Source organism: Microbacterium sp., from assembly GCF_047605725.1.
GTDB lineage: Bacteria > Actinomycetota > Actinomycetes > Actinomycetales > Microbacteriaceae > Microbacterium.
Map to the genome: position 1 here is coordinate 18,545 of NZ_JASGFE010000029.1, position 14,030 is coordinate 32,574.

Sequence of the window (14,030 nt, forward strand, 5' to 3'; positions counted from 1 at the left end):
GCGTCGCGGGATGCCTGTGAGTAACTCGTCCGCGCGGCGTGCGGGACGGCTACCGTGGTTCGCATGAGGATGCCACGCAGTCGCATCGGCCGCGCCGCCGTCGGCGCCGCGCTCGCCGCCGTGCTCCTCAGCGGCTGCACACCGACACCCGAGCCCACCCCGACGCCCACGGGCTTCGCGACGGACGAGGAAGCGTTCGAAGCCGCCGAGGCCACCTACCGCAGCTACCTCAGCGCGTTCGACGCGATGGACCTTGCAGACCCGGACAGCTTTGAGCCAGTGTTTGCCTGGACGACAGGAGCAGCGCTCGCGAAGGATCGAAAGACCCTCACCACGATGCATGCAAATGGCTGGCTCATGACTGGCGCCGGGCAGATCGTATCGATGCACGAGGGCGCGAGATCATCAGAGCGCGTCACGGCGGTCGCGTGCATCGATGTCAGTGATGTTCAGATCGTGGACGCCGAAGGCGCCTCGCAAGTCGAGCCTGACAGAGCCGAGCGATTCGGCCTCGCGCTCAGCTTCACCTACTCGAGCGATTCGCCGACAGGCTTACTCATCGAGAAGAGCGAAAGCGCCGAGGACCAGCCATGCGAGTAGGCCTGACCGGGGTGATGATCGCTATCGGGATCATGGCCGCAGCCTCACCCGGTGACTACTTGGAAGGAGTAACGGGCGGACAGCCCGTCGCCACGAACACCGGACGGGAGGTCGTTGTCCAGGCCACGGTTCCCGGTAGCGAGAGCGGCGGCCCCCGCCGCACCACCGACACCGACTCCACCGGACCCGCCCCACTCGCGTCCGCCGCACCCTGCGACCGCGCCATCAGCCTCTGCCGAGACGGCTACACCGTCGGAATCATCCGCCAACCCACCCTCACCGACCTCGCCTCCTTCGCCCCCGCACCCCCCGCACTCACCAGCGAACCCACAGGCATCGGCATCGCCGGACTACCCACCAACTTCGTCGCAACCGGCTCCGAACACACCGCCACCGGCGAACTGTTCTCCCTCCCCGTCACCGTCCGCTTCACCCCCACCTCATTCACCTTCGACCACGGCGACAGCACCACGACCACCACCCCCACCGGCGGGAACAGCTGGACCGACACCGGACAAGCCCAATTCACCCCCACCCCCACCAGCCACGCCTACCCACGACGCGGCACCTACACCGCCACCACGACCGTGACCTACACCGCCGCAGTGAACTTCGGCAACGGCTGGATCGACGTACCCGGCACACTCCCCCTCACCAGCACCGGCAACACCATCCAGGTCTACGAAGCCCGCACCGCACTCGTCGCCCACACCTGCATCGAAGACCCCACCGGCCCCGGCTGCTGAGACGCCGACCCGGGTACCACCGTCGCGAACCCTCGGGCAAGCGGGCGTCGGGTAGCGTGCTGGGCATGGCCTCGCCCGCCCTGCTCGCCGTCTCTCACGGGACGGGCAACGTCAGCGGGCAGCGCGCCGTCGCCGCCCTCGTGGACGCGGTCGCCGCCCGCCTGCCCGCCGTCACGGTGCGCCTCGCGCACGTGGACGTGCAGCAGCCGGACGCAGAAGCGGCCCTCGCCGCCCTGAACGAGGACCTGGCCGCCGACCAGCCGGTCGTCATCGTCCCGCTGCTGCTTTCGGCGGGGTATCACGTGCACGTCGACCTGGCGCGCGCGGCGAGCACCCGCCCGGGCACCCGCGTCGCCCGCGCGCTCGGACCCGACCCGCGGCTCGCCGAGATCCTCGCCGACCGGCTGCGCGAGCTCGACACCGACCCCGACCCCGACCCCGACCCCGACACAGAACCCAGCACCGACGTGCCGGATGCCGTCGTCCTCGCCGTCGCCGGCTCCAGCGACCAGCGCGCGAACGAGGACTGCCGCCGCACCGGCGCGCTCCTTTCCGCACGCCTCGGCCACGACGTCTCGATCGGCTTCCTGGCCGCGGCCGCGCCGAGCGTCGCCCAGGCGGTGGCGGATGCCGCGGCATCCGGCCGTCGCGTCGCCGTTGCCAGCTACCTGCTCGCGCCCGGCTACTTCCACGACCTCACGGTGCGCCAGGCGGGCCCCGGCGCGCGCGTGAGCCGGCCGCTGCTCACCGGCGACGCGCCTCCCCCGCGCGCGCTCGTGGACCTCGTCATCGACCGCTTCCTGCACTGATCCGGCCGCCGCGCGCAGACGGGTCGCCGCGACGCACGGGCGACGATCAGCCGAAACCCCGACGCGGCAGCATGTTCCGCAATGTGACAGCCCGCTCAGCGCGACCGGGCGGATCGGCCTAGCCTCGGGTCCGTGGCTCGGCACAGTCCGCTCGCCCCACACGTCCATCCGAGAGGGAATCCGTGAGCCCCGACATCGTGACCGCCGACGCGCGTGCGACGCCCCGCGGACGGCCCGCACGCGCCGCTCGCCCGAACGGTCAGTGGAAGGTGGACGGCACCGCCCCGCTGAACGCGAACGAGGAGTGGAAGCAGCAGGACGGCGGACTGAGCGTCCGCGCGCGCATCGAGAACGTCTACGCCGCCGGCGGCTTCGCCTCGATCGACCCCACCGACCTGCACGGCCGGTTCCGCTGGTGGGGCCTGTACACGCAGCGCAAGCCCGGCATCGACGGCGGCAAGACCGCGACCCTGGAGCCGCACGAGCTCGAAGACGAGTACTTCATGCTGCGCGTGCGCATCGACGGCGGGCAGCTGACCACCGAGCAGCTGCGCGTGATCGGCGGCATCTCGACCGAGTTCGCCCGCGATACCGCCGACCTCACCGATCGCCAGAACGTGCAGCTGCACTGGGTGCAGGTGGAGGACATGCCGGAGATCTGGCGTCGCCTCGAGTCGGTCGGCCTGTCGACCACCGAGGCGTGCGGAGACGTCCCCCGCGTCGTGCTGGGGTCCCCGGTGGCAGGCATCGCCGCCGACGAGCTGATCGACCCCACCGCGCAGATCGCCGAGATCACCGAGCGCTTCATCGGCGACGAGTCGCTCGCCAACCTCCCCCGCAAGTTCAAGACCGCGATCACCGGGCACCCGAGCCAGGACGTCGTGCACGAGATCAACGACGTCTCCTTCGTCGCCGTGGAGCACCCCGAGCTCGGCATCGGCTACGACCTGTGGGTGGGCGGCGGGCTCTCCACGGCGCCGCACCTCGCGGTGCGCCTGAACGCGTGGGTCGCGCCCGAGCGCGTGGCCGACGTGTGGCTCGGCGTCGTCTCGATCTTCCGGGACTACGGCTACCGGCGCCTGCGCAATCGCGCCCGCCTGAAGTACCTCGTCGCCGACTGGGGCGCCGAGAAGTTCCGGCAGGTGCTGGAGACCGAGTACCTCGACGCGCCGCTTCCCGACGGGCCCCCCGCGCCCAAGCCGCTCGCGCAGGGCGACCACGTCGGCGTGCACCGCCAGAAGGACGGCCGCCGCTACATCGGGGTTGCGCCGATGGTCGGCCGCGTGTCGGGCTCGACGCTCACCGCGATCGCCGACCTGCTGGAACGGCACGGCTCGACCCGGCTGCGCACGACTCCGCACCAGAAGCTCGTGCTGCTGGACATCGAGACGGATGCCGTCGAGCCCGTCATCGCCTCACTCGACGCCCTGGGACTGCAGGCCCGCCCGAGCCTCATCCGGCGCGGGACGATCGCGTGCACCGGCATCGAGTACTGCAAGCTCGCGATCGTCGAGACCAAGCAGACCGCGACCACCGCCGTGCTCGCCCTGGAGGAGCGGCTCGACCGGCTCGACCTGCCGCATCCGATCAGCCTGCACGTCAACGGCTGCCCGAACTCGTGCGCGCGCATCCAGACCGCCGACATCGGCCTGAAGGGGCAGCTGCTCCCGGACGGCGACGGCGGTCAGACCCCGGGCTTCCAGGTGCACCTGGGCGGCGGCCTGGCCTCGCAGCACCGCGATGAGGGCGGCACCGGTCGCACGGTGCGCGGTCTCAAGGTCACCTCGGAGGGCATCGCCGATTACGTGGAGCGTGTCGTGCGCCGCTTCCTCGCCGATCGCGACGCGGCGGCCGACGAGACCTTCGCGCAGTGGGCCCACCGCGCCACCGAGGAGGCCCTGCAATGACCGTCTCGCTCGCCCCGCGCGCGCAGACCCACCGCGGCGCCGACGCGCTGCACGCCCTCGCCGAGGCCGGGAACGCGCAGCTGGGCAGCCTGACCGACCACGAGGCATCCCCCGAAGCGGTCGTCCGCTGGGTCGCCGAGAACTTCTCCACGGATGCCGTGGCGGTGGCCTGCTCGATGGCCGATGCGGCTCTCCCTCACCTGGTCGCGGCCCAGCTGCCCGGCGTGGACGTGCTGTTCCTCGACACCGGCTACCACTTCGCCGAGACCCGGCACACCCGCGACGAGGTGCAGCGCGCGCTCGACGTGCGCGTCGTCGACGTGCTGCCGGAGCAGACCGTCGCCGAGCAGGATACGGCGTTCGGCGAGAAGCTCTACGCCCGCGACCCCGGTCTGTGCTGCGCCCGCCGCAAGGTGGAGCCGCTCCACGACGCCCTGGCCGGCTACGAGGTGTGGTTCACCGGCGTCCGCCGCGAGGAGGCGCCCACCCGTACCCGCACGCCGCTGGTCGCGTGGGACGAGCGCAACGGGCTCGTCAAGGTGAACCCGGTCGCCGCCTGGACCTTCGACGACCTGCTCGGCTACGCCGGCGCCCACGCCGTCCCGGTGAACCTGCTGGTCGCCAACGGCTACCCGTCGATCGGCTGCGAGCCGTGCACCAGGCCCGTCGCCCCGGGCGAGGACCCCCGGGCGGGACGCTGGGCGGGACTGTCCAAGACCGAATGCGGGCTGCACCTGTGACCGGCACGATCACCCGCGCGCGCCTGGACACGCTCAGCGTGCTGGAGGCGGAGGCCATCCACATCATCCGCGAGGTCGTCGCCGAGTTCGAGCGGCCCGTGCTGCTGTTCTCCGGCGGCAAGGACTCGGTCGTCGTGCTGCACCTGGCCGCCAAGGCCTTCTTCCCCGGTCGCGTGCCCTTTCCGGTGCTGCACGTCGACACCGGCCACAACTTTCCCGAGGTGCTCGCCTTCCGCGACCAGACGGCGGAGCGCCTCGGCGTGCGCCTGGAGATCGTGCGCGTACAGGACTACCTCGACGACGGGCGCCTGCACGAGCGCGCCGACGGCACCCGCAACCCGCTGCAGACGCTGCCGCTGCTCGACGCGATCGCCGCGGGGCGCCACGACGCGGTCTTCGGCGGAGCGCGCCGCGACGAGGACAAAGCCCGCGCGAAGGAGCGGATCATCTCCCTGCGCGACGAGTTCGGCCAGTGGGACCCGCGCAACCAGCGCCCCGAGCTGTGGAGCCTCTACAACGGCCGGCACACGCCGGGCCAGCACGTGCGCGCGTTCCCGATCTCGAACTGGACGGAGCTCGACGTCTGGCGCTACATCGAGCGCGAAGGCATCCCGCTCCCCTCGCTGTACTTCGCGCACGAACGCGACGTGTACCGCCGCGACGGCATGTGGCGCCCGGTCGGCGCGTTCTCGCCGCCCCGCGCCGACGAACGGATCGAACGCCGCACGGTGCGCTACCGGACCGTCGGCGACATGAGCTGCACCGGCGCCGTCGAGTCGGATGCCGCCGACGTGAGCGCCATCGTCGCCGAGGTCGCCCGCTCCACCCTCACCGAACGGGGCGCGACCCGCGCCGACGACCGGCTCTCGGAGGCCGCCATGGAGGACCGCAAGAAGGACGGCTACTTCTGATGAGCGCGACCCTCGCCGCCACCGGCACCCTCTTCCGCTTCGCGACGGCCGGCTCGGTCGACGACGGCAAGTCGACTCTCGTGGGCCGCCTGCTGCACGACTCCAAGGCGATCCTCACCGACCAGCTCGAGCACGTCGCGCGCACGAGCGCCGAGCGCGGCTTCGGGCACGGCGCGTTCGACTTCGCCCTGCTCACCGACGGCCTGCGCGCCGAGCGGGAGCAGGGCATCACGATCGACGTCGCATACCGCTACTTCTCCACCGGCGCGCGCTCGTTCATCCTCGCCGACTGCCCCGGGCACGTGCAGTACACGCGCAACATGGTCACCGGGGCCACCACGGCCGACGCGGTGGTCGTCCTCGTCGACGGCCGCAAGGGCGTGCTGGAGCAGACCCGCCGGCACCTCGCGGTCCTCGCCCTGCTGCGCGTGCCGCACGTGATCGTCGCGGTCAACAAGATCGACCTGCTGGCCTTCGCCGAGCACGCCTTCACCACCGTCGCCGCCCAGGTGCGCGCCGTCACCGACGAGCTCGGCATCGAGAACGTGCACGTGCTGCCGGTCTCGGCGCTGGAGGGCGACAACGTCGTGGAGCGATCGCCGCGCACGCCGTGGTACGACGGACCCGCCCTGCTGGAGCTGCTGGAGGGACTGCCCTCGCAGGACGAGCTCGACAGCGCGTTCGACTCGTTCCGGCTGCCGGTGCAGCTCGTGCTGCGCCCGCAGGGAGGACTGTCCCCCGCGCTGGCCGCCGACCCCGAGGCCGCCGAGCGCCACCGCGACTACCGTGCCGTGGCCGGCCGCATCTCGTCCGGTTCGGTGCGCGTGGGCGATCGCGTCACGATCTTCCCGAGCGGGGTGGAGACCACCGTCGCAGGCCTGGACATCGGCGGCACCGAGACCGACGAGGCGCACGTGCCGCAATCGGTGGCGCTGCGGTTCGCCGACGACGTGGATGCCGCGCGCGGCGCCGTCGTGGCCGCCGCAGGCTCCCTCGCCCCGGCGCGCCGCGAGGTCGAGGCCGAGCTCTTCCAGCTCGACGCCCGTCCGCTGACCTCGGGGACGCGCGTGCTCGTCAAGCACGGCACCGCGACGGTGCAGGCGATCGTCGAGGTCGCCAGCAGCTACGACCTGAACGCGTTCGTGCACGTCGCGGCATCCGCCCTCGCCGTCAACGACATCGGCCGCGCCCGCATCCGGCTCGCCGCCGAGCTGCCCGTCGAGCCCTATGCGCGCCATCGCGCGAGCGGCTCGTTCCTGGTCATCCACCCGTCCGACGGCGCCACGCTCGCCGCCGGCACCGTGCTCGGCTGAACCGGCCGCTCGTGAGAGGCACCGCATGAACCGCATCCCGGCCACCGGCCACGTGACCCTCGTCGGAGCCGGCCCCGGCGACGCGGGCCTGCTCACCCTCAGGGGGCTGCGGGCCCTGGAGGGTGCCGACGTCATCGTCGCCGATCGGCTCGGGGCACGCGCGGTGCTCGATGGGCTCGCCGCCGACGGGATCGTCCTCACCGCCGAGGTGATCGACGTCGGAAAGCTCCCCGGCTACCACGCGGTGCCGCAGGACGCCATCAACGAACTGCTCGTGCGCCTGGCCCGCCAGGGCCGCCGCGTCGTGCGGCTCAAAGGCGGCGACCCGTACGTGTTCGGGCGGGGCGGCGAAGAGCTCGCCTTCTGCCGCGCCGCGGGCGTCGACGTCGAGGTCGTCTCGGGCGTGACCAGCGCGGTCTCGGTGCCCGCGATCGCCGGCATCCCCCTCACCCACCGCGGGGTGGCGACGGCGTTCACCGTCGTCACCGGGCACGATCAGATCCGCGCCGTCGGCGGCGGACGCGACCACACCGTCGTGCTCCTCATGGGGATCGGCACCCTCCCGCACGCGGCGGCGACCCTCGCCCGCGGCGAGCGCGGCGCCGACTGCCCCGTCGCGATCGTCGAGGACGGCTTCGGCCCCGGCCAGCGGGTCACCGTGGGCACCCTCGCCACCATCATCCACCAGGCCGCCGCGCGCGCCGTCCGCTCCCCCGCGGTCGTCGTCGTCGGCGACGTCGTCTCCCTCAGCCCCTATGCCCCCGAAGAGCTCGCGCTCTGCGAACGAAAGGCCGTGTCCCGGTGACCCCTCCCTCTCCCCTGGACCTCCGCGTCGCGATCGTCGGCGCGGGACCGGCCGGCATCTACGCCGGCAACCTCCTCTCCCGCGCGGTCGCCGAGACCGGAGGCACGGTCGCGATCGACCTGTTCGACTCCCTGCCGGCGCCCTACGGCCTCATCCGCTACGGCGTCGCACCCGATCACCCACGCATCAAGGGCATCGTCGCGTCGCTGCACGAGATGCTGGATGCCGGCAGCATCCGCTTCCTCGGCAACGTCGAGGTGGGTCGCGACCTGCCGCTGGACGAGCTGTCGGCGCGCTACGACGCCGTGGTCATCGCCACCGGGGCCATCCGCGACGCCGACCTGCCGATCCCGGGCATCGACCTGCCCGGCTCGTACGGTGCCGCGGACTTCGTCGCCTGGTACGACGGGCACCCCGACGTGGCCACCGAGTGGCCGCTGGATGCGGCATCGGTCGCCGTCATCGGCAACGGCAACGTCGCCCTCGACATCGCACGGATCCTCGCCAAGCACGCCGTGGACCTGCGCACCACCGAGGTGCCCGACAACGTGCTGGCGGGCCTGGAGTCCTCCGCGGTCACCGATGTGCACGTGTTCGGGCGGCGCGGCCCCGCCGCGATCAAGTTCACCCCGATCGAGCTGCGCGAGCTGGGCGAGGTGCAGGGCGTCGACATCGTGCTCTACGACGAGGACTTCGAGGGCGTCGACCCTGCCGCCGCGCCGAACAACCAGCTGAAGATCATGCTGCGGACGCTCCAGTCGTGGCGCGCCCGTGAGGTCGGTGCCGCGAGCCGCCGGCTGCACCTGCACTTCTACCACGCACCGGTGGAGGTGCTCGGCAGCGAGCGCGTGGAGGCGGTGCGCTTCGAGCGCACCGAGACGGATGCCGACGGTGCGCTGCGCGGCACCGGCGAGCTGCGCGACATCCCGGTGCAGGCGGTCTACCGCGCGGTCGGCTACTACGGCACGCCGGTCGCCGGGGCGCCCTTCGACGCCGCCGCCGGCGTCGTGCCCAACGTCGAGGGCCGGGTGCACGACGAGGAGGGCGCCCCGATCCCGGGCCTGTACGCCACCGGCTGGATCAAGCGCGGACCGGTGGGCCTCATCGGCCACACCAAGTCCGACGCGATGGAGACCGTCGCGCACCTCGTCGCCGACGCCGCCGCGGGAGCGCTCGCCCCCCGTCAGGGCGAGGGTGACATCCGCGAGCGGCTGGACGAGCTCGGCGTCGAGTACACCACATGGCCCGGGTGGCTGGCCCTCGACGCGTACGAGCGCGCACTCGGCGCGGGGCACATGCACACCCGCGAGCGGGTCAAGGTCGTGCCGCGCGACGAGCAGGTCGCGCTCGCACGCGAGCACACCCTGATCCGGTCGTGAACGAGCGCGCGGGCGGGGATGCCGGGACCGCCGGTCCGGCGGCGCGTGCCGCTGCCGACGGGGACGCGCCGGAGCCGACGACGCACGGGGCACGACCCGCCCCGGCGCGACGTGCCCACGTCGATCCGGTGCCGTCGGTCGTCGACGTGCTCGTCGTCGGCGGCGGCCCGGCGGGACTGTCGGCCGCGCTCAACCTCGGCCGCGCCCGCGCCTCGGTGCTGGTCGTCGACGCCGACCGCCCGCGCAACGCGGCGACACTGAGCTCGCACGGGTTCCTCACGCGCGACGGCATCCCGCCGCACGAACTGCGCCGTCTCGCCCGCGCGGAGCTCGACGCCTATCCGGACGTGCGCGTCCTGGCCCGCACGCGGGTCGCGCGTCTGGCAGGGACGAGCGACGACGGGCCGCGGTTCGCGGCGGAGATCGAGTCTGCGCGCACGAAGGCCGTCATGCGTGCGCGTTCGGTGCTGCTTGCGACGGGACTGCGCGAGACGCTGCCGGAGGTCCCCGGCATCCGCGGGTTCTACGGCATGTCGCTGTTCAGCTGCGCCGCGTGCGACGCGTGGGAGCTGCAGGACCGTCCGCTCGCCCTCGTCGGCGAGACGCCCGACCTCGCCGACCGTGCGCGCCTCATCGCCCGGTGGACGCCGGCGCTCACCGTCTTCACGAACGGGACGGATGCCGTCGACACCGTCGCCGAGGCCGAGCTCGCGACCGCCGACATCGCGGTCGAGCGCGGCGTCATCGCGGACCTCGAAGGCGATCGCGGGCGGCTCGCCGCCGTCGTGCTCCAGGGCGGGAAGCGGGTACCGGTGGCGGGCGGGTTCGTGCGGCCCCGGTGGCATCCGTCGCTCGAGTTCCTCGACGGGCTCGACGTCGAGCGCGACCCGGACGGGCATCTCGTGGTCGACCGATCCGGCCGCACGAGCGTGCCGGGGCTCTACGGGGCGGGCGACGCCGCCGCACCCGGACCGCAGCAGCTCATCGTCGCCGCCGGCCAGGGTGCCCGCGCCGCGGCCGTCATCGTGCACGACCTGCTCGGGGTCACCACCGCCCACTGACCGCCGCGCGGGCCACGCGGACGCGACGGTCCTACGCGTGGTTCCACTCGGCCACGAAATCGTCGCGCAGCTCGGGCGGACACGCGGCCTCGGCCGCCTCGCGTCCCGCGAGCCGGTGCAGCCGGTCGAGCGCCGCGAGCGCCGCCGACCCGTTGCCCGCGACGTGCTGCGCGTGCACCAGCTGCTCGGCCGCGGCGATCTGGCGCAGTTGGTCGCGCGCGAGCGTCGCGGCCTCCAGCGCGCCGTCGAGGAACGCGATGCGCTCGCCGGACGTCGCGGCCGACTCGGCACGCAGCATCAGCACGCGGTGAACGCAGCGCAGGTCGCCGAACTGGCGGAACGTGTCGCAGAGCTCGCCGAGGTCTCCGGCTTCGTCGAGCCGCAAGGTCGCCTGCACGACACGGGCGTGCGCCGCCTCGTGGGCGTTGAACATCGCCTCGGCCTCGGTCCTGCACTCGGCAGCCCACCGGGCGGCGCGATCGCGATCGGCCGGGCTGTCGGCGGCGACGGCGGCCATCATGTAGCGCACGTTGTTGACGCGCGCGAGGTCACCGGCGCGCGCGTAGGCGCGCATGGCGGACTCGAGGACGCCGAGGGCCGTCGCGGGGTCGGGGCCGCCGCGCAGCAGGAGTCCGCGCGCCTGCCGGATCGAGCCGAGGTTCCAGGTCTGCCCGAGCTCGGCGGCGAGGCGCTCGGCCTCGTCCAGGTGCGGCAGCGCCTCGGCCTCCTCGCCGCGATACGCTGCGGCGAGCCCCGCGAGCTGATGCGCGGCTCGACTCGAGTCGGGATCGTGCGCGAGCGCGAGCGCCGTGCGCGCGAGCGACGAGACGAGGTCGACGTCGAGATAGGCCAGCGCGTCGCCGAGCAGCTGGAGGTCCTGGGCCGTCGCGGCGCCCAGCACCCATCCGTCCACGGCAGCCTGCGCGAGGACGGCGATGCTGTCGAGGTCGGAGCCGTACTGCTGCACGCCGATCGCCAGCGCCGGGGCGAGCTCGAGCGCCGACGGATGCCGCGCGCCCAGCGCCCAGCGGAGGGCCGCGTTGACCTCGGGGCACAGGATCGTCGACATGTGTGCGGCTGCGGGCGTGGCATCCGTCCGCGCCGTGCGGGCGAACCCGACCGCGACGGCCGCGATGTGCTCGGCGTGACGGCGCAGGACGTCCTCGGCGACAGCGGGGTCGGTGCGGGCGTGGACGAACTCGCGCATGACCGCGAGCAGACGGAAGCGCAACGGCTCGCCGCCGACGGGCACGATGAGCGAGTGGTCGAGCAGCCGCAGCACGACCCCGGCCGCTCCCGGCGACGTGACGGCCTCGGCGAGGTCGAGGTCGAACGTGCGCGGCAGCGCGGACAGCCGGCACAGGACCTCCCGCTCGTCATCGCCCAGCAGATCCCACGTCCAGTCGAAGGCGGTCTCGAGCGTGCGATGACGACCGTCCGGGGCCGCTCGATCGAGCGTCGCGAGATCGCGCTCCAGCCTCGACTCCAGCTCGCGCAGCGGGAGGTGCCGGGCGACGGATGCCGCGAGCTCCAGCGCGAGCGGCACGCCGTCAAGGCGCGCGCAGATGCGCTGCACGGCCTCCTGCTCGCGGGCGTCGAGCGTGCGCCCGCCCGCGCCGAGGCGGTCGATCAGCACCGCGGCGGCCGGCGGATCCACTCCCTCGGTCGCGAGCGGAGGCAAGGGATACACGATCTCGGCCGCCGCACCGAGCGGCGTGCGTGACGTGACGAGGACGGCGAATCCTCCCGCGCGCTCCCGCAGTCCGCTCACCGCGTCGGCCGTCGCCGGGCCGACGCGGTCGGCGTTGTCGAGGAGGAGCAGGTGCCGGTGCGCACCGAGGGCGACCGCCACCGCCCCGTCGAGGTCGCTGCCGGACGTCGCCTCGAGCCCGAGGGCCCGCGCGATGCGCGTCATGACGTCGTCGGGCCCGGCGTGCTCGAGCTCCACCACCAGCGGCACGCGCTCGGCGTCGGCGCGGGCCAGCTCCAGAGCCAGTCGCGTCTTGCCGACGCCGCCGGGGCCGACGATCGTGACCCAGCCGTGGCCGGCGAGCAACGCCCGCACCTGAGAGAGGTCCCGGCCTCTCCCCCGCAGGGGATTGGCCGGGACCGTGACGGATGCCTCGCGCAGGTCGCCGGCGGCGGCGATGAGCTGTGCCCGGCTGTCCACGGCGAGCTTGCGCCGGAGGCTTGCGATGTGGCTCTCCACCGTGCGGACCGAGACGAACAGCTCCGCGGCGATCTCCGCGTTGCTCAGCCGCCGTTCGACGGCCTCGAGCACCGCGCGCTCTCGCCGGGTGAGGTGTGGGCCTGCCACGCCGTCACTCTACTCGCGCACGACGGGGGCGAGACGGGATGCCGTCCGCTTGACCGCACGGCCCGTGCGGACCGGTGCGGAGGCGGCATCCGCCCATCGCTCTCGCGCACGGCGAGTGCGTTCGAGGGCGCTGTCGAGCGCCTCCATCTCGATGATGTGGAGCCGGAGCGGGTCGTACGCGGGGAACACGGTCGTCCTCCTCTCAGCTGTGGGCAGTGAATGGGATCCGTGTGGGCCGGCTGTCAGAGAGCCGTCGCGGTCAGGAGCAGGAATTCCCACTCCATGGCGCCGTCGGAGCCGAGCGCGCTGTCGCCCAGCGCGTCCAGTGCGGCGTCGAGCGCGGCGACCTGGTCGGGGTCGTCGGCGTTGCGGTTGTAGACGGCGATCGTCGGGCCGTAGTGCGTGCGGAAGTACTCGCGGAACTCCCGCCCGCTGCGGAACCGGTCGATGCGGATCGTCTCGCGCACGGCGGTCACGTCGGCCACCGCATCGCCGAAGAGGGCACGCACATGCGACTCGTCGCCCCACAGCGGCGCAGGCCGGGCCCCCGGGGGCAGCGGAGCGTTGAACGGCTTCATCGTGGCGAACATCCGCCCGATGAACCCCCGCGGCGTCCAGCTCAGGAGCCCGATCCGCCCGCCCGGGCGCGTCACGCGCACGAGCTCGGCCGCGCTGCGTTCGTGGTGCGGGGCGAACATCACCCCGAGGCACGAGACGGTCACGTCGAACGAGTCGTCGTCGAACGGGAGCGCCTCGGCGTCGGCGGGACGCCACTCCAGCTCGACGCCGACCTCGCGTGCACGGCGTTCGCCGGCCCCGAACAGCTCAGGCGTCAGGTCGCTCGCGACGACCTCGGCGCCGCGGAGCGCCGCCGGGATCGCGGCGTTGCCGCTGCCCGCTGCCACATCGAGCACGCGCTCGCCCGGCTGCACCGCGACGGCCTCGACCAGCCGCGGCCCGAGAGACCGGATCAGGTCGTGGGCGAGGGCGGGGTAGTCACCCGACGCCCACATCGCGCGGTGCTTCGCCTTGAGGGCGCGATCGGCCTCGTCGATGACGATGGTCTGCAGGTCAGTCATGTCCGTCTCCTTCTGTGCGGTGTGTGCTGTGCGGACGTGTTCCAGGGTCGTCCCGGCCGTTCGCGCGCACATCCGTGCCGCATACGGAGATCCGCACGGAAATCCGCGCGGACGGCCCTGGGGGCACCGGCATCCGCCAACGCGGCGGTTCGTCGGACGGATGCGCGGCAGCGCGCGAGCTCGGTCGGTTGAGTGGGCGCGAATGGTCGCAGCACACGGGACCGGCGACCAGATGCGCCAAGTTACGACGCGCGGCGACATCGGCGCCCGGCGCGACCGGTTGGGTTGGCGCGAATGGTCGCGGCATCCGCGGCGGGTTCAAGCTGCTATTGCAACGTTGATTTCGTTTCGTAGTGTCTCACT

The 14,030-nt window shown here is 73.1% G+C and carries 13 protein-coding genes; 10 read left to right on the forward strand and 3 right to left on the reverse strand.

Going from position 1 to position 14,030, the window contains the following annotated elements; genetic code table 11:
* Positions 1–63: 63 nt before the first annotated feature.
* The 10 genes from QM641_RS07870 (at position 64) to QM641_RS07915 (ending at position 10,271) form a co-directional block, all read left to right on the forward strand.
* A complete protein-coding gene (locus QM641_RS07870) occupies positions 64–600 on the forward strand; it encodes a hypothetical protein (RefSeq protein ID WP_415115178.1) in 537 nt (178 codons plus the stop codon).
* 32 nt (positions 601–632) lie between these two features.
* Positions 633–1,346, forward strand: coding sequence for a hypothetical protein (locus QM641_RS07875; protein ID WP_415115180.1), 714 nt, complete (start codon positions 633–635; stop codon positions 1,344–1,346).
* 65 nt (positions 1,347–1,411) lie between these two features.
* Positions 1,412–2,155, forward strand: a complete 744-nt coding sequence (locus tag QM641_RS07880; protein WP_415115182.1) for a sirohydrochlorin chelatase — start codon at positions 1,412–1,414, stop codon at positions 2,153–2,155.
* Between the two features lie 197 nt (positions 2,156–2,352).
* Positions 2,353–4,062 (forward strand): nitrite/sulfite reductase, encoded by a 1,710-nt coding sequence (locus tag QM641_RS07885; protein ID WP_415115201.1) that lies wholly within the window; start codon positions 2,353–2,355, stop codon positions 4,060–4,062.
* Positions 4,059–4,802: a phosphoadenylyl-sulfate reductase gene (locus QM641_RS07890; protein ID WP_415115184.1), complete on the forward strand. Its 744-nt coding sequence runs from the start codon at positions 4,059–4,061 to the stop codon at positions 4,800–4,802. The genes QM641_RS07885 and QM641_RS07890 overlap by 4 nt, the downstream gene beginning before the upstream one ends.
* Positions 4,784–5,713: a sulfate adenylyltransferase subunit CysD gene (gene cysD / locus QM641_RS07895; protein ID WP_415115186.1), complete on the forward strand. Its 930-nt coding sequence runs from the start codon at positions 4,784–4,786 to the stop codon at positions 5,711–5,713. Before QM641_RS07890 ends, cysD begins: the two co-directional genes overlap by 19 nt.
* On the forward strand, positions 5,713–7,026 hold the full coding sequence (locus tag QM641_RS07900; protein WP_415115188.1) for a sulfate adenylyltransferase subunit 1: 1,314 nt from the start codon (positions 5,713–5,715) through the stop codon (positions 7,024–7,026). Before cysD ends, QM641_RS07900 begins: the two co-directional genes overlap by 1 nt.
* Positions 7,027–7,051: 25 nt before the next feature.
* The gene (cobA, locus tag QM641_RS07905; protein WP_415115191.1) at positions 7,052–7,831 is read left to right on the forward strand and encodes a uroporphyrinogen-III C-methyltransferase; all 780 of its coding nucleotides are present in this window, start codon (positions 7,052–7,054) and stop codon (positions 7,829–7,831) included.
* Entirely contained in the window at positions 7,828–9,210 is a 1,383-nt protein-coding gene (locus tag QM641_RS07910; RefSeq protein WP_415115193.1) for an FAD-dependent oxidoreductase, read from the forward strand. The genes cobA and QM641_RS07910 overlap by 4 nt, the downstream gene beginning before the upstream one ends.
* A gap of 128 nt (positions 9,211–9,338) precedes the next feature.
* A complete protein-coding gene (locus QM641_RS07915) occupies positions 9,339–10,271 on the forward strand; it encodes an NAD(P)/FAD-dependent oxidoreductase (protein ID WP_415115203.1) in 933 nt (310 codons plus the stop codon).
* A 31-nt stretch (positions 10,272–10,302) separates the two neighbouring features.
* Here QM641_RS07915 and QM641_RS07920 read toward each other — a convergent pair whose 3' ends face one another.
* Genes QM641_RS07920 through QM641_RS07930 form a run of 3 tightly spaced genes read right to left on the reverse strand, consistent with a single transcriptional unit; the run spans position 10,303 to position 13,667 of the window.
* Entirely contained in the window at positions 10,303–12,588 is a 2,286-nt protein-coding gene (locus QM641_RS07920; RefSeq protein ID WP_415115195.1) for an ATP-binding protein, read from the reverse strand.
* Between the two features lie 9 nt (positions 12,589–12,597).
* Positions 12,598–12,777, reverse strand: a complete 180-nt coding sequence (locus QM641_RS07925; RefSeq protein WP_415115197.1) for a hypothetical protein — start codon at positions 12,775–12,777, stop codon at positions 12,598–12,600.
* Positions 12,778–12,830: 53 nt separating this feature from the next.
* A complete protein-coding gene (locus QM641_RS07930; protein WP_415115199.1) occupies positions 12,831–13,667 on the reverse strand; it encodes a class I SAM-dependent methyltransferase in 837 nt (278 codons plus the stop codon).
* Positions 13,668–14,030 lie beyond the last annotated feature (363 nt).

Bases quoted from the DNA above. Each gene is read 5' to 3' on its own strand.
- QM641_RS07870 (WP_415115178.1), top strand. From the start codon at position 64: ATGAGGATGCCACGCAGTCGCATCGGCCGCGCCGCCGTCGGCGCCGCG.
- QM641_RS07875 (WP_415115180.1), top strand. From the start codon at position 633: ATGGCCGCAGCCTCACCCGGTGACTACTTGGAAGGAGTAACGGGCGGA.
- QM641_RS07930 (WP_415115199.1), bottom strand. From the start codon at position 13,667: ATGACTGACCTGCAGACCATCGTCATCGACGAGGCCGATCGCGCCCTC.
- QM641_RS07880 (WP_415115182.1), top strand. From the start codon at position 1,412: ATGGCCTCGCCCGCCCTGCTCGCCGTCTCTCACGGGACGGGCAACGTC.
- cysD (WP_415115186.1), top strand. From the start codon at position 4,784: ATGCGGGCTGCACCTGTGACCGGCACGATCACCCGCGCGCGCCTGGAC.
- QM641_RS07900 (WP_415115188.1), top strand. From the start codon at position 5,713: ATGAGCGCGACCCTCGCCGCCACCGGCACCCTCTTCCGCTTCGCGACG.
- cobA (WP_415115191.1), top strand. From the start codon at position 7,052: ATGAACCGCATCCCGGCCACCGGCCACGTGACCCTCGTCGGAGCCGGC.
- QM641_RS07890 (WP_415115184.1), top strand. From the start codon at position 4,059: ATGACCGTCTCGCTCGCCCCGCGCGCGCAGACCCACCGCGGCGCCGAC.